This is a genomic window from Qipengyuania algicida (genome assembly GCF_009828025.1).
GTDB lineage: Bacteria > Pseudomonadota > Alphaproteobacteria > Sphingomonadales > Sphingomonadaceae > Qipengyuania > Qipengyuania algicida.
The window spans coordinates 48,038-65,193 of the sequence record NZ_WTYA01000009.1; the positions used below are offsets into that span (position 1 = coordinate 48,038).

17 protein-coding genes are annotated in these 17,156 nt (G+C 63.6%); 8 read left to right on the forward strand and 9 right to left on the reverse strand.

Translation table 11 applies throughout. The features are described 5' to 3' along the window. Positions 1-73 precede the first annotated feature (73 nt). The 3 genes from dnaA to mutM all read right to left on the reverse strand — a co-directional run bounded on the left by dnaA (position 74) and on the right by mutM (position 3,213). Positions 74-1,513: a chromosomal replication initiator protein DnaA gene (gene dnaA, locus GRI58_RS11790; protein WP_237452281.1), complete on the reverse strand. Its 1,440-nt coding sequence runs from the start codon at positions 1,511-1,513 to the stop codon at positions 74-76. A gap of 463 nt (positions 1,514-1,976) precedes the next feature. Beyond that, positions 1,977-2,237 carry a 30S ribosomal protein S20 gene (rpsT, locus tag GRI58_RS11795; protein WP_160753810.1) on the reverse strand — a complete coding sequence of 87 codons (261 nt, stop codon included), beginning with the start codon at positions 2,235-2,237 and terminating at the stop codon, positions 1,977-1,979. Between the two features lie 160 nt (positions 2,238-2,397). After that, on the reverse strand, positions 2,398-3,213 hold the full coding sequence (mutM, locus tag GRI58_RS11800) for a bifunctional DNA-formamidopyrimidine glycosylase/DNA-(apurinic or apyrimidinic site) lyase (RefSeq protein ID WP_160753811.1): 816 nt from the start codon (positions 3,211-3,213) through the stop codon (positions 2,398-2,400). Positions 3,214-3,361: 148 nt separating this feature from the next. Here mutM and GRI58_RS11805 point away from each other — a divergent pair, with 148 nt between their 5' ends. Genes GRI58_RS11805 through GRI58_RS11815 form a run of 3 tightly spaced genes read left to right on the forward strand, consistent with a single transcriptional unit; the run spans position 3,362 to position 6,772 of the window. Continuing rightward, on the forward strand, positions 3,362-4,093 hold the full coding sequence (locus tag GRI58_RS11805; protein ID WP_160753812.1) for a class I SAM-dependent methyltransferase: 732 nt from the start codon (positions 3,362-3,364) through the stop codon (positions 4,091-4,093). Between the two features lies 1 nt (position 4,094). Continuing rightward, the gene (ubiB, locus tag GRI58_RS11810) at positions 4,095-5,648 is read left to right on the forward strand and encodes a 2-polyprenylphenol 6-hydroxylase (RefSeq protein ID WP_337190968.1); all 1,554 of its coding nucleotides are present in this window, start codon (positions 4,095-4,097) and stop codon (positions 5,646-5,648) included. Between the two features lie 26 nt (positions 5,649-5,674). Further along, the gene (locus GRI58_RS11815; protein ID WP_160753814.1) at positions 5,675-6,772 is read left to right on the forward strand and encodes a hypothetical protein; all 1,098 of its coding nucleotides are present in this window, start codon (positions 5,675-5,677) and stop codon (positions 6,770-6,772) included. Here the strand turns inward: GRI58_RS11815 and GRI58_RS11820 are convergent. Then, positions 6,732-7,079 carry a hypothetical protein gene (locus tag GRI58_RS11820; protein WP_160753815.1) on the reverse strand — a complete coding sequence of 116 codons (348 nt, stop codon included), beginning with the start codon at positions 7,077-7,079 and terminating at the stop codon, positions 6,732-6,734. The genes GRI58_RS11815 and GRI58_RS11820 overlap by 41 nt on opposite strands. Before the next feature lie 167 nt (positions 7,080-7,246). Between GRI58_RS11820 and GRI58_RS11825 the strand changes: the two genes are divergently transcribed. Then, complete coding sequence (locus GRI58_RS11825) at positions 7,247-9,106, forward strand: bifunctional phosphopantothenoylcysteine decarboxylase/phosphopantothenate synthase (RefSeq protein ID WP_160753816.1); 1,860 nt, start codon at positions 7,247-7,249, stop codon at positions 9,104-9,106. Then, the gene (gene dut / locus GRI58_RS11830; RefSeq protein ID WP_160753817.1) at positions 9,099-9,560 is read left to right on the forward strand and encodes a dUTP diphosphatase; all 462 of its coding nucleotides are present in this window, start codon (positions 9,099-9,101) and stop codon (positions 9,558-9,560) included. Before GRI58_RS11825 ends, dut begins: the two co-directional genes overlap by 8 nt. A gap of 53 nt (positions 9,561-9,613) precedes the next feature. On the opposite strand, the gene GRI58_RS11835 is transcribed toward dut, so the two are convergent. The 4 genes from GRI58_RS11835 to secB form a co-directional block, all read right to left on the reverse strand. After that, positions 9,614-10,315: a DUF4136 domain-containing protein gene (locus tag GRI58_RS11835; RefSeq protein WP_160753818.1), complete on the reverse strand. Its 702-nt coding sequence runs from the start codon at positions 10,313-10,315 to the stop codon at positions 9,614-9,616. 170 nt (positions 10,316-10,485) lie between these two features. Continuing rightward, a complete protein-coding gene (trpS, locus tag GRI58_RS11840; protein ID WP_160753819.1) occupies positions 10,486-11,502 on the reverse strand; it encodes a tryptophan--tRNA ligase in 1,017 nt (338 codons plus the stop codon). 190 nt (positions 11,503-11,692) lie between these two features. After that, positions 11,693-13,297 (reverse strand): murein biosynthesis integral membrane protein MurJ, encoded by a 1,605-nt coding sequence (gene murJ, locus GRI58_RS11845; protein ID WP_160753820.1) that lies wholly within the window; start codon positions 13,295-13,297, stop codon positions 11,693-11,695. 37 nt (positions 13,298-13,334) lie between these two features. Next, positions 13,335-13,865 (reverse strand): protein-export chaperone SecB, encoded by a 531-nt coding sequence (secB, locus tag GRI58_RS11850; protein ID WP_160753894.1) that lies wholly within the window; start codon positions 13,863-13,865, stop codon positions 13,335-13,337. A gap of 252 nt (positions 13,866-14,117) precedes the next feature. Here secB and GRI58_RS11855 point away from each other — a divergent pair, with 252 nt between their 5' ends. The 3 genes from GRI58_RS11855 to GRI58_RS11865 are packed head-to-tail and all read left to right on the forward strand — an operon-like array spanning position 14,118 to position 16,556. Beyond that, entirely contained in the window at positions 14,118-14,774 is a 657-nt protein-coding gene (locus tag GRI58_RS11855) for a Tim44/TimA family putative adaptor protein (protein WP_337190969.1), read from the forward strand. Positions 14,775-14,799: 25 nt separating this feature from the next. Continuing rightward, the gene (gene mltA / locus GRI58_RS11860) at positions 14,800-15,984 is read left to right on the forward strand and encodes a murein transglycosylase A (protein WP_419957046.1); all 1,185 of its coding nucleotides are present in this window, start codon (positions 14,800-14,802) and stop codon (positions 15,982-15,984) included. Further along, positions 15,981-16,556 (forward strand): Smr/MutS family protein, encoded by a 576-nt coding sequence (locus GRI58_RS11865; RefSeq protein ID WP_160753821.1) that lies wholly within the window; start codon positions 15,981-15,983, stop codon positions 16,554-16,556. Before mltA ends, GRI58_RS11865 begins: the two co-directional genes overlap by 4 nt. Here GRI58_RS11865 and GRI58_RS11870 read toward each other — a convergent pair. Beyond that, entirely contained in the window at positions 16,553-17,068 is a 516-nt protein-coding gene (locus tag GRI58_RS11870) for a DUF421 domain-containing protein (protein WP_160753822.1), read from the reverse strand. The two genes, GRI58_RS11865 and GRI58_RS11870, sit on opposite strands and share 4 nt — an antisense overlap. Positions 17,069-17,156 lie beyond the last annotated feature (88 nt).

Here is a 17,156-nt window from a genome sequence, read left to right on the forward strand (position 1 = left end):
GGCTGTTGAAACCCTGTCGATTGGTTGTTCATGGTATGTGGAGCGAGCCGAAGGGCTGCGGGGCGTTTTCCCGTCAGCTTTCGAGCTGTCTCAACAGGCTGCGCACATCGCCATCCATATCGGCATCGCGCTGGCGCAGATCCTCGATCAAGCGCACCGCGTGGATCACGGTGGAATGGTCGCGCCCACCGAACTTGCGCCCGATTTCGGGGTAGGAACGCGGGGTCAGCACCTTAGCGAGATACATCGCCACCTGGCGCGGGCGCACGACTGCGCGGGCGCGGCGCTTGGAGCTCATCTCTGAGCGGTCGATCCGATAGAACTGGCACACCGTGCGCTGGATCTCGTCGATGGTGATCCGGCGGCGGTTGGCCGAGAGGATATCGGTCAGCTGTTCCTCGGCCAGCTGGAGCGAGACTTCCTGTCCCGTAAGCTGGGCATAGGCGATCAGCTTGTTGAGGCCGCCTACCAGCTCGCGAATGTTGCGGGTAATGGTACGGGCGAGGAAGTCGATCACATCCGCGGGCACTTCCAGCGGTGCGAAGCGAGTGAGCTTGGAGCCGAGGATCTTCTTACGCAGCTCGATATCTGCGGCCTGGATGTCGGCAACGAGACCCATCGACAGGCGGCTCAAGAGACGCGGCTCAACCCCGTCCAATGCTTGCGGTGCACGGTCGGCGGCGAACACCAGCCGCTTGCCTTCGGCGAGCAGCGCATCGATCGTGTAGAGCAGCTCTTCCTGCGCGCTGGCCTTGCCGATGATGAACTGGATATCGTCCACCAGCAGCAGGTCGAAGCTGCGCAGCCGCGCCTTGAATTCGAGCGTCTGACCCGATTTCAGTGCCTGGACGAATTCGACCATGAAGCGTTCGGCGCTGCAATAGAAGATCCGCGCACGCGGGTGGGCGAGGAGATAGGAATGGCCGATCGCGTGGAGCAGGTGCGTCTTGCCCTGGCCGGTCGCAGCCTTGAGGTAGAGCGGGGCAAACTGCGGCTTTTCGGGTGCCGCCATGCGCTGCGCAGCGTTGAACGCCAGCACATTGGCCTCGCCGGTGATGAAAGCGGCAAAGGTCAGCGAGGCGTCGAGCCCGACGCTGGAGGTGAAGCCGCTGTCGCCGATGGTGTCGGCGGCGATCGCCATGATCGACTTGTCGGCCCCGTCATTGGCGGGGCGGTGGCCATCGGAATGGAGGCGCAGGTCGGCGACCTGGCGGCGGCCGGGATGAACGCTGATACGCACGTTGCGCACTTCCGAGCGGGCGATCTTCCACGCCAGCGCCAGCCGGTCCGAAAAACGGTCACGCACCCAATTGGCGGAGAACTCGGTCGGCAGGAACAGATCGAGCGTACCGGAATCATGGCACAGCGAGCCGAGCTGGATCGGCTTGATCCACTGGCTGTGCAGCTGATGGCCCAGGTCCTTTCGCAGTCCCTGGCTGATGTCCGCCCAATCTGCCGCCAGGTTTACCGCTTCGGATTCTTCCATCAGTTCGTCCTGCACCTTGCGCCTCATCCCCGTAGTTTCCATCGACCTGATTCCGTCCAAAATTCGTCCCCACCGGATGCGCCTGAAACGTCAGTTTCAGGCGCCCAGCTCAAAGTAAGGCAATGCGTTACACCCCACCGGAATCGCTGCGAATCCGCGAAAGCCCCGTTTGTCATCGTAATGTATTTGCCCGAGCTGTCCCGTCCCAGGCCGATGCCCTTTCTTAAGACCCGCGCGGAGCGAGTCGCAAGAGGGCGGGCGGTAAAAAAACTGAAATAAAGTCGTTGACTCACATGCAACCCGCAGAGCCCCGTTCAGGCTTCTGAATTACCGGAATTTTTGCGTATCGGTGCATGCGAATCGCGGGATTTGCTCGCTTTTGGAACGTCGCTTTCGTCGCGATCATTACAGGAAGGTTTCATGGCAAAGCAAAGGGGTCATTGGCGCGAACCAATGACCCCTTTGCCGAAAACGGTTTTCCGTAAATCGCTTAGAGCGAGGCTACCCGCTTGGTCAGCCGGCTCATCTTGCGTGCGGCGGTGTTCTTGTGGAGAACGCCGCGCGAAACGCCGCGTGCCAGCTCCGGCTGCGCAGCCGAAAGAGCTTCCTTGGCGGCATTCTTGTCACCAGCGGCAATCGCGGTTTCGATCTTCTTCACGAAGCTGCGGATGCGGCTCATGCGTGCGGTGTTGATCTCGGCGCGATTGGCGTTGCGACGGATGCGCTTCTTGGCTTGCGGCGTATTGGCCATGGATGGTCCTTAACTCTGGCTCGTGTCTATAGGGCCGCGCTGGCGCGGCCAGTGTTCAAAAGGCAGTCGAATCTCGCGAAAATCGGCGCAAGTGTGCCGGAAGGCGGCGCACATAATCGCAAGCAGCCGAATCGTCAAGCGCCCAGGAAGGGGTTGAGACTCATCGCTGGCAGCGCGGGCACCACCAACTGCTGCGCCCGCCTTGTACCACACGCCGGATGGTCCCGCCATCCTCGCGTCGGCAAGCTTGGCCTTCCCGGCCATAGACGTCGAAGGAATGGGCGAAATAGCCGAGCTGGCCATCGGGATGGACGAAATCGCGCAGGCTTGAGCCTCCCGCCTCGATTGACTGTTCGAGCACTCCGCGAATCGCCGGGACCAGCCGGGCAAGCTGCGGACGTGTGACGCGCCCACCCGGCTTGCGGGGATCGATCCGCGCGCGCCAAAGCGCCTCGCAGACATAGATATTGCCAAGTCCGGCGACCACGCGCTGGTCGAGCAGCAGCAGCTTGATCGCCTGCTTGCGGCCTGCCGTCGCATGACGCAGCCACTCGGCGGTCAACGCCGCACCGAGCGGCTCCGGGCCAAGCGCGACGAACTGCGGCCATTCCGCCAAATTTTCGCTGTTGACCAGATCGACCGAGCCGAACCGCCTCGGGTCGTTGAGCGCAAAGCGGTGGTCGGCGGTTTCGAGCACAAGGTGGTCGTGCTTTTCGATATCGCCGGGGTCGATCCGCCAACGCCCGCTCATGCCGAGATGAAACACCATCGTCTGCGCGCGATCGGTGTGGATCAGGCCGTATTTTGCCCGACGCGAGAGGCCGGCGATTCTCGCGCCGGTCAACGCTTGCACGAGTGCGGGGGGGAAGGGGCGGCGGAGACCTTCACGGTGCAGCGCTACGCGTTCGATCCGCGCACCGTCGAGGAAGCGAGCGAGGCCGCGCACGGTCGTTTCGACTTCGGGAAGTTCAGGCATCGATGTTCCGGCGATGGAAAATTGTCGGAAGCAGCGCATGGCAGATCGCCGGATGCGGTGCCAGTCCTCTCCGCCGCCCGGAGCCCGGCGCAGTGAGCGAAGCGAGCGGATAGACGCCACCCCAATCTCCCACTAAGGCGCTTGTCCCATGAGCGAGACAGTTTCCTTCGGATATGAAGAGGTCGCCCCGGAAGAGAAAACCCGCCGTGTAGGCGCGGTGTTTTCCAGCGTGGCGAGCAAGTACGACATCATGAACGATGCGATGTCGGGCGGGATGCACCGGCTGTGGAAGGACCGGTTCGTTCGCCGGGTCCAGCCGCGCGAGGGCGAAGCGATCCTCGACATGGCGGGCGGCACCGGCGACATTGCCTTTCGCATGGCGGCGCGTGGAGCCGAATTAACCGTGGCCGACATTAATCAGGATATGCTCGACGTGGGCATCGAGCGGGCGATGGAGCGCGGGATTACCGGGCTTTCCTGGTCGTGCCAGAACGCCGAGGAGCTGACTTATCCCTCGCGTATCTTCGATGCCTATACGATCGCCTTCGGGATCAGGAATGTCACCTATATCGACCGCGCCCTGAGCGAGGCGCACAGGGTACTGAAATTCGGCGGGCGGTTCTTCTGCCTCGAATTCAGCACCGTCGAATGGCCTGGATTCAAGGACGTTTATGATGCCTATTCGGACCATCTTGTGCCGCGCATGGGGGAGGCGATTGCGGGCGATGCCGACAGCTATCGCTACCTCGTCGAATCGATCCGCCGCTTTCCGCCGATGCCGCGCTTCGAACAGATGATCCGCGATGCCGGTTTCGGCAAGACGAAGGTCGAACCCATTCTTGGCGGACTTGTGGCCATCCATTCGGGGTGGAAAATCTGACGTGACCAGTCCTGCAAAGCATATCTGGCGGCTGCTCGCCTGGGGGCGCACTCTTGCGCGGCACGGTGCGCTGCGCGGGATCGAGAACGATCCCAACACCCCGGTTCAGGTCAAACGGCTGGCACGGATCGCGCGCATCGGCACACGCCAGCCGAAAGAGCCCGATTATGCAGGGGCTTTCCGCGCAATCGGTCCGGCAGCTATCAAGCTCGGTCAGACTTTGGCAACACGGCCTGATATTGTCGGCGAGGATGCCGCGCGCAATCTCCTGACGTTGCAGGACAGCTTGCCGCCGGTGCCATTCGAGCAGATCCGCCAGAGCGTGGAGGCGAGTTTTGGGCAACCGCTCGAGGCGCTGTTTGCCGAATTCGATCCCGAACCTGTTGGCGCGGCCTCAATCGCACAGGTCCACCGCGCGCGCACCATCGAAGGGCGCGATGTCGCGGTCAAGGTGCTGCGACCGGGCGTGCGCGAGCGCTTTGCACGCGACATCGCCACCTATGAATGGGGGGCTGCGCACCTCGAAGCTTTCGGGGGCGAAGCGACCCGGCTGCGTCCGCGCCTGACGATCGCCAATTTCAAGCGCTGGACCAATCGCGAGCTCGACCTGCGACGCGAAGCGGCCTCCGCAAGCGAGCTGGCCGAGGCTATGGGGGGTGTGGAAGGCTATCGCATTCCCGACATCGATTGGGATCGTACCAATGGCCGCGTGTTGACGCTGGAATGGGTCGACGGGGTCAAGATCTCCGAAATCGATCGGTTGCGTGAGGCCGGGCATGATCTTCCTGCGCTCGCCAACCGGCTGGTGCTGGCGTTTCTCAAGCAGGCGATCAGCGCGGGTTTCTTCCATGCCGACATGCACCAGGGCAATCTGTTCGTGCGCCCCGACGGCACCATCGTCGCGATCGATTTCGGGATCATGGGCCGGATCGACCGGCGCGCGCGGCAATGGCTGGCGGAAATCCTCTATGGCCTGACCACCGGCAATTACCGCCGCGTGGCCGAGATCCATTTCGAGGCGCAGTATGTGCCGTCGCATCACTCGGTCGATGAATTTGCGACTGCCCTGCGCGCGGTGGGCGAACCGATGCGCGGCAAGCCGGTGAGCGAGCTGTCGGTTGGCCAGATGCTTGACGGGTTGTTCGCAATCACCCGCGATTTCGACATGCAGACCCAGCCGCACCTGCTGCTGCTGCAAAAGACCATGGTGATGGTCGAAGGCATCGCCACGCAGCTCAACCCGGCGATCAACATGTGGGACGTGTCCGCGCCCTTCGTGCGCGACTGGATTCGTGACGAGCTGGGCCCGGAAGCGGCGCTTGCCGATCGCATCCGCGAGGATGGCGAGACATTGTTGCGCGTGCCTGCGCTGGTCCGGCGGCTGGAGGAGCTGTTCCCGCCCCGCGGCGGCGCCCCGGAGCCGCCGCCGCTGCCCGAAATCCATCTGATGTGGGAAGGCGGCGGCCTCGGCTTCCTCAAAGTGCTGAGCTATGCGGCGGCAGTGGCGGCGGGCGCGATGGCAGTCGGTGCGCTGCATATTACCGGATTGATCTGAGTATGGTGAAGCGCGCTGCGGTCCGCTTGGCCGATCCACTCGCCAACTGGCCCGAGCATCCGTTGCGTGCTGTGCCGAGGTTCGTCGCGCTCGCATTGCTGGCCCTGTTTCTGGGGCTGTCCGTGTGGAACATCGGCTCGCTGGGGCATCGTGAAGTCGCCCAGCAAAAGGACATCGCGCATCGCAAGTCGCAGCATGAATCGCTCGACAAGGATCTCTATCACGCGATCAACATGCGCGTGGCGAAGGGTGAAAACTATTACCACGCGGCGCTCGCAGAACAGCGCGCGCGGCATTATCCTACTACCCCCTTCGTGACCGTGCGCACCCCGATCGTCGCCTGGGTCAGCGCATTTCTTGGTGAGCAGGGGTGGCGCGTGATAGCGGCAATCCTGTGGGGTGCGAACCTGCTGGTCTGGTTCGCTATCCTGAAGCCGCCACTACGCTGGTGGGAACGCTATGGCGGCGCGGCACTGGTTGGCTACGGCGGGGTTATCGCTTTTGCTCATACCGTCGTGTTCTCGCATGAAACGCTGGCCGGGCTGTTCCTCGGGCTGGCTCTGGCGCTATCGCGTAGCCGGGCCTGGCCTGTGGGGTTGGCACTGGCGGTCGTCGCAGTAGCCATTCGCGAGCTCGCGTTGCCGTTCCTGTTGCTGTGGGCGGTGCTGGCGGTGGTGGAAGGGCGCAAGCGCGAGGCACTGGCCGTGACCGGCGGAATCGTCCTGATTGCCATCGGCCTCGCCTTCCATGCCGCTGCCGTCGCCGCCGCGCGGATGCCGGGCGATCTGGTTTCTCCGCCATGGACGGGCCTGATGGGGCTGAGTCTGCCGTTCTATGGCATTTCGGAAACGACCTTGCTGGTAATGCTCAAATCGTGGGCTGCGGGTCCGCTGTGCGTCCTGCCGCTGCTTGGCTGGTGGGGGCTGGGCGGGCGCTTCGGCCTGTTCGCGAGCCTTTGGTACACCGGCTTCATCGCTTTCGTCGCGATCTTCGCGCGGCAGGAAAACTTCTACTGGATGGCGATGCTGGTCCCGGCCTATCTGGCCGGGCTGGCCTTTCTCCCGCGCGCCCTGGTGGATTGCGTCAGCGCGATCCGCCGGACGCCCGCCATGGCCACAAATTGATCGCGAGCCCCATCACCGCGACATGGCCCATTTCATAGGCCATCGGTAGCGCGAAGCCGGGGTAGGGGCCGGACACCAGCGCATCCACCAACCGCCCGGTAAATGCCACCAGGAACAACCCCAAAGGCGCGACCAGCAAATTGCCTTGCCTGCGCCATGCGCCGAAAACCATGAAGGCGGCTGAAATCACGAAGAAGGCGGTGAAGTCCGCGCGCATGGTCGACAGGCCTGCTGCGCCCTGTGCCGCCACGCCGAGCTGCGCCCCCGAAGAAACAGGGTTAATCAGGAAACCAAATCCTAACACCATGTCGGCTAAGGCCAATAGAACTATGATTAGGCTTAATATCAGGTGCACGTCTCGCCTCTCCCTCGATTGCCCCGAGGATAGGCGAAAGCGGGGGTCGCAGGCAATTGCCCCTCGTACACTACTGGCCAAGGGCGATGGGGGGCGCTAGCAAGCGCTTTGATGACGCAATGGGATCATATTCTCCTATCCGCGCGAGCGACGCGGCTGGCAGTCAGGGACGGCGACCGGTGACGGGTCCGCGCATCCTGCTGGTGGTGGGCGGCGGTATCGCTGCCTACAAGGCGTGCGAGCTGGTGCGGATGATCCGCAAGGCTGGCGGCGATGTCACCTGCGTGCTGACCGAGGGCGGGCAGCAGTTCGTCACTCCGATGGCGCTGGCCGCGCTTAGCGGCAACAAGGTCTACACCTCGCTGTTCGATCTCAAGGATGAGGTCGAGATGGGCCATATCCAGCTCTCGCGTGAGGCGGATCTGGTGGTGGTATGCCCGGCGACGGCGGACCTGCTGGCCAAGATGGCGGCGGGCATTGCCGACGATCTGGCCACCACGCTGATTCTTGCGACCGATAAGCCGGTGCTGACCGTTCCCGCGATGAATGTGCGGATGTGGGAGCATTCGACCACCCAGCGCAACACCGAATGGCTCCGCCAGGCAGGCGTGGGGGTGATGGAGCCCGACGAGGGCGAGATGGCTTGTGGCGAATATGGACCGGGTCGCCTGCCCGAGCCCGCCGCGATCCTCGCCGAAATCGCCAACCGGCTCGATCTCGATATCGAGCTGCCGGAGATCGTTGAAGCCAGCGCGCCGTCGCTGCGTGTGCTCGAAGCGCCAGTCGATGCTCCGCAAACGGAAACGAGCGATGAGGGCGAGCTCGAAGAGCCGGACGTCGATCTTGCCAGCGAGGCGCTCGAGCCTGAGCCCGAGGTCCAGCCACGCGGGACGCTCACCAGCCTGCTTTCGGCGATCATTCCGCGTTCGACCGCGCGTCGCAGCCACCAGCAGATCGACAAAGACCTCGAAGCCGAACTGCAGGATTTGCCCGAAGTCGATCCCTTCGACGCCGAAGGTTTCCTTGGTCAGCCCCCTCTGGACGACGGTGGCGATATACCTGCGCCGGATCTCGGCGGCCCGCTGCTGGCATCGAAAGGCAAGGCTTCGGCGGCACCGCCGATCGATCCCGAAGCTCTCAACCACGAAGTTGCGCGCAAGAACCCGGCTGCCCGCCCGCAACCGATTGCCGAAGAAGCACTCCGAACCGAAGCTCCCGTGGCTCAGCCGGAGCCGATGCCCGACCCGCTGGCAGGGCAGACCGAGTTCGATCCCGATCCCGATCACCGCCCGCTGCACGGCAGGCATGTGCTAGTGACAGCCGGACCGACATGGGAGCCGATCGATCCGGTGCGCTATATCGCCAATCGGTCGAGCGGCAAGCAAGGCTTCGCGATCGCCGCGATGGCCGCCGCCGCTGGTGCACGCGTGACTCTGGTTGCAGGCCCAGTGCATTTGCCGACCCCGCTCGGCGTCGATCGTATCGATGTCGAAAGCGCCGACGAAATGGCCGATGCGGTGCGCAAGGCGCTGCCGGCCGACATCGCCTTCATGGTCGCTGCGGTGGCCGACTGGAAATCCAAGCGTGTCGCGGTCGAGAAAATGAAGAAGCGCGGCTCGGCTCCACCGGCGCTGGTGCTGACCGAAAACCCCGATATCCTCGCCACCACCAGTGCCGCCCGCAAGCGCCCGCAATTGCTCATCGGGTTTGCTGCCGAGACCGACGATCTGGTTGAGAACGCCAAGGCCAAGCGCAAGCGCAAGGGGGCCGACTGGATCGTTGCCAACGACGTCTCTTACGGCAGGATCAAATCCGGCACCAAAGGCAGCGTGATGGGCGGCGATACCAACACCGTACAGATCGTTACCTCCGCCGGGGTCGAGGAATTGCCCGAAATGAACAAGGAAGATGTCGCGCGCGAACTGGTACGACGGGCCGCCCATGCGCTGGTGAATCCGGACACCGAACAGCATGGCTGAAGCTGTGCGGGTCAAATTGCGCCGATTGCCGCATGGCGAAGGATTGGCGCTGCCCGCCTATGCCACCGATGGCGCTGCGGGAATGGATGTGCTTTCGGCGGAAGATGTGGAGCTTGCCCCCGGCGCCCGTGCGGCGGTGGCAACCGGGCTCGCACTGGCGATTCCGTCCGGCTATGAAATCCAGGTCAGGCCACGTTCCGGCCTCGCACTCAAACATGCGATCACCGTGCCCAACACGCCCGGGACGATCGATTCCGATTATCGCGGCGAACTCAAGATCATCCTCATCAATCACGGTCACGAGTCCTTCGCGATTGCGCGCGGGGATCGGATTGCGCAGCTGGTGCTTGCGCCGGTCGTGCAGGCGGCATGGGATGAGGTCGAGGAACTGGACGAGACCGTCCGCGGCGCAGGCGGCTTCGGCTCCACCGGGGGTCACGCCAAGCTTGCCTGATACGAAAAAGGCCCGCGCAAATGGCGGGCCTTCTTCTTTCGCAGCTGAGCTGATCAGTTCTGCGGCTGGCGCTTCACCGCCATGTTTTCCGGCGCGATCGAGATGCGCATGGTCTGGCCTGAATCGCCGGGGAAGTTGGTGAACATCGCCTCGACCAGATTCGGCACCAGATATTGCAGGTGGTTCGAGGTCGAGAGCGCTTCCGCCTTGCCTTCGAACAGCCGCTGGTGATCGGATGCGCGGTCGATCTTCAGGTCGATGTGGCTGGTATAGACGGTGTAGCTGTCGATGTCCGGCCCGTCGAAGAACGGATCGTACATACCGAAAGCCCAGCGCCCGCCGTAATAGCCGCCAAAGCGCGGTCCGTAATACGGGCCATAGCCATACCACGGGCGATAGAACGGGTCGGCAAAACCGGGGGTTGAGTGGATACGCTCCCGACCCGGTCCGACTCCGTAACCGAACATAACCACCAGATTGGCGTCATTGGCCGACGCCACCGGCGTATAGCCCAGCCGTTGCATCTGCTGCGCGACATAGCCCGCATATTGCGCGAATTCGAGACCGCCCGCATCGGCCGGGTTCTCCGGTACGATCGCAAACGTCTGCCCCTGGGGTGCGGGCAGCTGCGTGTGGAAGCGGGTAACGTCAGAATTGAAATTGGTCGCACAGGCGGCGAGCCCTGCGAGCAACAAGGGAACGGAAGCGAGTTTGAGACTGCGCCCCCAACCTTTGGCTTTGGTACGGTCGGTCATCTTATCTGTCCTTTCGCGGGCCGGTGCGATCTGCACGGCCCCTTCCCCCAGGTCCGGACAGCTGACCAGCACGTGACTCTACCGTAAGAACAAACCCATGAACAAGGTTTGAATGGCACGCGTCAAACGGCAGGATTTCAGGAGGTTCCGGCCTGGGGGTCCGACAACACCTAGCCGCGCACGAGGCCGAGCGCTTTGTAGGTGGCATCAAGAGTCGGCAGCGCGATCTCCCGAGCCTGCGCCGCACCGCGTGCAAGGATCGCATCGAGCGCCTCACGATCTTCGAGCAGCGCGGTGAAGCGATCCGAAATCGGGCGCAAAATTTCAACCAATACTTCGCCAAGCGCAGGCTTGAATGCACCGAAGCCCGATCCGCCATGTTCGGCCAGCACGGCATCGATGCTCATGTCCCTGAGCGCGGCATAGATCGTCACCAGATTGAGCGCCTCGGGTCGCTCGGCCAGCCCCGCCGCCTCGCTCGGCAGCGGTTCGGGGTCCGTCTTCGCCTTCTTGATCTTCTTCATCACCGTATCGGCATCGTCGACGAGGTTGATCCTGCTCATCTCCGATGGATCGGACTTGCTCATCTTTGCGCTGCCGTCGCGCAGGCTCATGATCCGTGCGGCCTGTGGTGGCACGATCGGGTCGGGCAGGGTGAACACCGGCGCATCGTCCGAAGCAAAGTCGTTGTTGAACTTCTGCGCGATGTCGCGGGCCAGCTCGAGATGCTGTTTCTGATCCTCGCCTACCGGCACATGCGTCGCCTGATAGAGCAACACGTCGGCGGCCTGCAGCACCGGATAAGCGAACAGTGCGACAGACTGGCCCTCGCGATTTTTGCCCGCCTTGTCCTTCCACTGCGTCATGCGGTTCAGCCAGCCCATCCGCGCGGTGCCGTTCAGAAGCCATTGCAGTTCGGCATGCTGGGGCACTTGCGCCTGGTTGAACAGGATCGAGCGTTGCGGGTCGATCCCGCAAGCGACCAGCGCAGCGGCCATCTCCAGCGTCCCTGCGCGCAGTTCGGCAGGGACGTGCGGTTGGCTGATGGCATGAAGATCGGCGAGGAAGAACAGGCATTGGCTGTCATCATCCATCTCGTCCTGCATCCGCACCCAGTTGCGGATCGCGCCGAGATAATTGCCGAGGTGGAGATTGCCGGTGGGCTGGATGCCGGAAACGACGCGCATGATTCACTTGTCCTGAAATAGCTTGAAAACGAAAGACTCGGGGGCGCCCGGTCGATGCCGGACGCAAATAATGGGTCAGGCTCGTCCCAGCCATCGCCAGGCCGCCCGCCCGCGAACCGCAAAGCGGCGCGGGGCAGCGTTGGCGAAGAACATCATCGGTTTCATCGCTGCGCGTTTTAGCACAGGCGCGTCATTCGGCAAGATCGACCGGCTTGGCCCGGCGCTTGCGGGTCAGCTGGGCGATCAGGTCCTTGTCGAGTGCGCCCAGCAGATAGGCCGCGCCGAAGAACACCGACGCGCCCACCAGGACCAGCGCGGCGAGCGAGACGATTCGCGACAATGCGCCGCCCAGCCAATATGGTTCGAGCGCAGGCGTCAGATACCAAAGCGCCAAGCCCATCAATGCGGTCGCGGCGATTTGCCGGGCAATCCGGCCGGCAAGCTTGGCGGTGAAATGGAACCAGCCGCGTATTTGCAGGATGGTGTAAAGTGTCAGCACATTGAGCGTCGCCGTGGTCGCAGTCGCAGCGGCAAGGCCGACGATGCCATAGCGCGGCACGACGTAGAAATTCAGACCGATGTTGATCGCCAGCGCGCCAGCCGCAACGAAGGTTGGCGTCTTGGTGTCCTCGCGGCTGAAAAAGGCGGGCTGGAATACCTTGATCAACACATAGGCGGGCAGCCCGGCAACCAGCGCTGTGACGATATGGCCCATGATCGCGGTGTCTGCAGCGGTCATCTTGCCCCCGCGGAAGATTCCGGCGGTGAAGGCCTGCGAACAGATCGCCAGAGCCACCGCGCAGGGCAGGCACAGCAGCATGGCGATTTCTATCGCGTTTGTCTGGAGGCGTTGCGCCTCTTTCGTGTCCCCGGTCTGGATATGTCGCGCCAGCATCGGCAGGATGGCCGTGCCCAGCGCAATGCCGAAGATCCCCAGCGGCATCTGGTTCAGACGATCGGCGTATTTGAGCAGCGCCAGCGAGCCCTGTGGCAGGGAGGTGGCGAAGAAAGTATCGACCAGCTGACTGATCTGGTAGATCCCGGCGCCGAAAGTGGCGGGCAGGATCAGCATCCCAAGCCGCTTCACTTCCGGCGTGAAGCGCGGCGCGCGGATCGCGAGACGAACGCCCGCCTTGCGCATCGCCCACCACATATAGGCAAGTTGCGCGACCCCCGCGAGGAACAGCGCCACCGCTTGCGCATAGGCGACCGTGGCATCGCCCCCGCCATCATTCTTGCGCAGGACATACCCCGTCACGATACCGCCGATGAGCACGATATTGAGCAGCACCGGCACAAAAGCCCCCGGCGCAAATCGGCTGCGCGCGTTGAGCACGCCCGACAGCATCGCCACGAGGCTGACTAGGCCGAGATAGGGGAAGGTGATCCGGCTCAGCGTTACCGACAATTCGAACTTGCCCGGCACGGCCTGATAGTCGCGCGCCAGCAGCCAGACGATCCCCGGCATGGCGATCATGCACAGCGCGGAAAAGCCCAGCAGGACCCAGACGAACACGCTCAGCACATCGCTGGCGAAGCGGTCGGCGGCTTCCTCGCCGCCGTCCGTCTCCGCATTCAGCCGCCGCGTATACATCGGCACGAAGGCCACGCTGAACGCACCTTCCGCGAACAGGCGGCGAAACGTGTTGGGCAGGGTGAAGGCGAGCTGCCAGGCGTCGGCCGCCAGTCCGGCCCCGAGCACGCGGGCGAGCAGCATGTCGCGGACGAAGCCGAACACGCGGCTGACCGCGGTCAGCCCGCCAATGGTGCCGACGTTGCGGACCAGCGAACTCATGCGGTCACGCCCTGCGCACCCGCCCTATGCGCGTCGCTCAGGCCTCTCCGCCCGGCGCGGTGCCTGCTGCAGCCTGCTCCTGCGCGCGCGCGGCAAGTTGCTGCTGGTACAGGCTGCCGAAATCGATCGGGTCCATCATCAGCGGCGCGAAACCGGCATCGCGGGTGGCGTCGGACACGACGCGGCGGGCAAAGGGGAACAGCTGCCGGGGCGCTTCGGCGTAAAGGAAGGCATGGACGTGCTCGTCGGGCAGATTGCGCACGCCGACGAGGCCGCAATAGGACAGCTCGATCAGGTAGAGATTGCCCTGTTCCATCTTCGCCGTGGCGGTGATCTTCAGCTCGACCTCGTGGATCTCGTCATTGATCTGCTGCGCCGCGATGTTGAACTGGATGTCGACATTGGGCTGGTCGGTCCACTGGAAGCAAGTCGGCGCATTGGGATTTTCTACCGACAGATCCTTCACATATTGTGCGATCACGCTGGCGACCGGCTGATTGTCGGCACCATTCGCGCCGGGTGCGGGATCGAGATTGAGATCGGTGAGAATGTCGCCTTGTTCGGCCATGGGGTGTGAACTTTCGTAAACTGCGTTGCCTTGGAAGAGCGTCAGGCCCGCATGGCCCGCCCTCGCGGTGCGCGCGTAGCAGGCAAGCAACATCTGGGCAATGGGTTGGCGCAATGCGACCAGCGGTGTCCGGTTCGCCCGCAAGCGAGCGGTAATGCTGTTGTTCAATTGAATTTGCACCCTATCTAGTGCACAAGGAACGCTTAGTCGTGCGGCGCGTCTGTATCAGCGTCGAAGGAGAAGATTTCAAAGGTGATTGTCGAAATCGTCATTCTCGCCATGGTGGCTGTTTTTCTCGGCCTCAGGCTCTATTCGGTGCTCGGACGCAGGGCGGAGCATGAAGAGGAGCCGATCCCGCGCCATTTCGATCGCCCGGACGAACCGTTGCCGGATGCCGAGCCCACGACTCGCCGCTCGTCGTTGCCCGGCGCGGCGTTGTTGAAGCGCGACCTTCCTGCCGGTACCGAGGGTGGGGTGCGCGCCATTGCCGCCGCCGATCCGCACTTCGACGTGCTGGCATTTATCGAAGGGGCCAAGGGTGCCTATCGCATGGTGCTCGAAGCCTTCTGGGTAGGCGACAAGCAGACCTTGCGCGAAATGTGCGACGAGGACGTCTACGAGAGCTTCGCCGCCGCCATCGATGCGCGCGAGAAGGCGGGCGAGAAGCTCGATAATCGCCTGATCCGGATCGAGGACGTGACGATCAAATCGGCTGAACTCGACGGCCGTATGGCGCGCGTGAGCCTGCTTTTCGTTGCCGACATTGCCACCGTCACCCGTGACCGTGAGGACAAGGTGATCGCCGGGTCGCTGGTCGATGCGATCGAAAGTCGCGACGTGTGGACCTTCATGCGACATGTGGATGCGTCCAGCCCCGACTGGAAGCTCGACGAGACCGACGAGGGCTGATTTACAACCGGCGGGGGCAAAGGCCGTGCAACTGGGTTTTGGACGGCTGGTTTCTGCGCTGACGGCGGTTGCGCTGCTGGCGGGATGTGCTCAAGGGGTTCCGGCTGGGCATGGTCCCGGCACTGAACCCGCGCCGCCGCCCGCCCGACCGCAAATAGTCCAGGGACCATCGGTCGCCTCGCTGGCGATAACCCCTGCGAAAGCGCGTGCCGTGCTCGCATCCTTTGTCGAATCATGTCCAGCAATGCTGGCGCAGACCGACGCCAGCCACCTCACCACCGCGGACGACTGGCGCCCCGTATGCAGCGCCGCAGCGACCTGGCCAGCCAATGATGCCAGCCGTTTCTTTACGACCTATTTCGATACGGTGAAGATGGGTGACGGCACCAGCTTCGTCACCGGCTATTTCGAGCCCGAGATCCATGCCAGCCTGACCGAGGCACCCGGTTACCAGACCCCGATCTACAAACTCCCGCCCGATCTGGTGCGGGCCTGGCCTGCCGATACTCCGCCAGAGCAGCAAACCGGCAAACCGCCGCTCGGGCGCTATGACGCAAGCGGGAATTTCGTGCCTTATTACACCCGCGCCCAGATCGATGACGGAGCGCTGGCGGGCAAGGGGCTGGAGATTGCCTGGGCCGCCGATCCTGCGGAATTCTTCTTCCTTCAGGTGCAGGGGTCGGGCCTGTTGCGCCTGCCCGATCAATCGCTGATGCGGATCGGCTATGCCGGTCAGAACGGCCATGGCTATGTCGCCATCGGGCGGGTCATGCGCCAACAGGGGCTGTTGGGCGATGGGCCGGGCCAGTACCCGCCGACGATGCAGGGTATCCTCGCCTATATTCATGAGCATCCCGCTGAAGGCGAGGCGCTGATGCGCCAGAACCCCAGCTATATCTTCTTCCGCGTGCTCAACACGGATGGCCCGCTCGGCGCGATGGGCGTCCCGGTGCGTGGGCGCGCGTCGGTTGCTGCCGATCCTGCCTACACGCCGCTGGGTGCTCCGGTATGGCTCGATGTCGATCGCAGCGAAGCGGACGGACTATGGGTGGCGCAAGACACCGGCGGTGCCATCAAGGGCGCCAATCGCTTCGATACATTCTGGGGCAATGGCGAACAGGCGCGCGAGATCGCAGGCGGAATGAGCGCACGTGGAACGGCGCTGGTGCTGCTGCCCAAGGGCGTGGTCGAACGCCTGACCGGGCGATGAGCCACCCACGCGGATTGAGCGAGGAAGAAGCGACGGCGTGGGAACGGCTGGCCGCGACTGTACGCCCGCTGCATCCGGCAAGGCCCAAGGCGAAACCGGCGAAGGCTTTGCAGCCGACACCGAAAGCAGCGCTTGCCCCGCCGGCAATGCCATCCGCCCCGCTTCGCGTCCGCCCAGCTGCGCCGGTGCGTCAGCCGTCGCCACCGGCACCACAGCCATCGGCCCCTGCGGGACTCGATTCGCATTGGGAGCGCCGCTTGCGCAGCGGTACGCTGGCACCCGACTTTACACTCGACCTGCACGAGCACTCGCTCGACGCGGCCTATCAAAGGTTGTTGGGCGGGCTGGATCTCGCACGCGAGCAGGGCGCGCGGGTGGTGCTGGTGATCGCGGGCCGCGAACGCCCGGTGGCATCTGCCGACCGGGCGGAACGGCGCGGCGCGATCCGAGCCAAGCTGCTCGACTGGCTGGCCGCCAGCCGCCATTCCTCCGCCATTGCCGCGATCCGCAAGGCGCACCGGCGTCATGGCGGCGAAGGCGCGCTCTATGTGATCCTCAAAAAGCCGCGCTAGGCGCTTCTGACGTTCTCAAGCAGGCTGTCGTCGAGATGGTCGCCGTGGAGGATGCTGACATCGCCGGTGGTCTCCAGCACCGCGGCGCGAACCTGGCTGAAATCGAGCACATTGGCTTCCCTGAGCTTGGCGCGCAGATCGTTCATCGACACCCGGCTATCCACCAATGCGCTTTCGATCACCTCGCCATCGCGCATCAGCAACACCGGCGTGTTGCCAAGGGCGCTTTCAACCAGATCGCTGGCCTTGCGTCCGCGCGCCAGCACATATTGGATGGCGAACAGTCCGGTCATCGCGGCAAGCACCTGGATGAAGCCGCTCCACTGCGTCGCCTGGCTGGCCGTGGCGACCAGCGAGCCCATCGCAACCGTCATCACGAAATCGAAGCTGGTCATCTTGGAAAAAGATCGCAGGCCCACGACGCGCACCAGCAGGATGACCCACAGAAGTGCTGCGACCGCAAGGATCAGCCCCTGAGCCACGGCGTTGATAATCTGGTTGTCGAAGAACATGCGTGCCCCCTTGCCTGTGCGCACTCAGCGTATGACGCGGCGTTTCTTTCCATCCGCGCATGAAAAAGCCGCGCGACCAACCTAATCG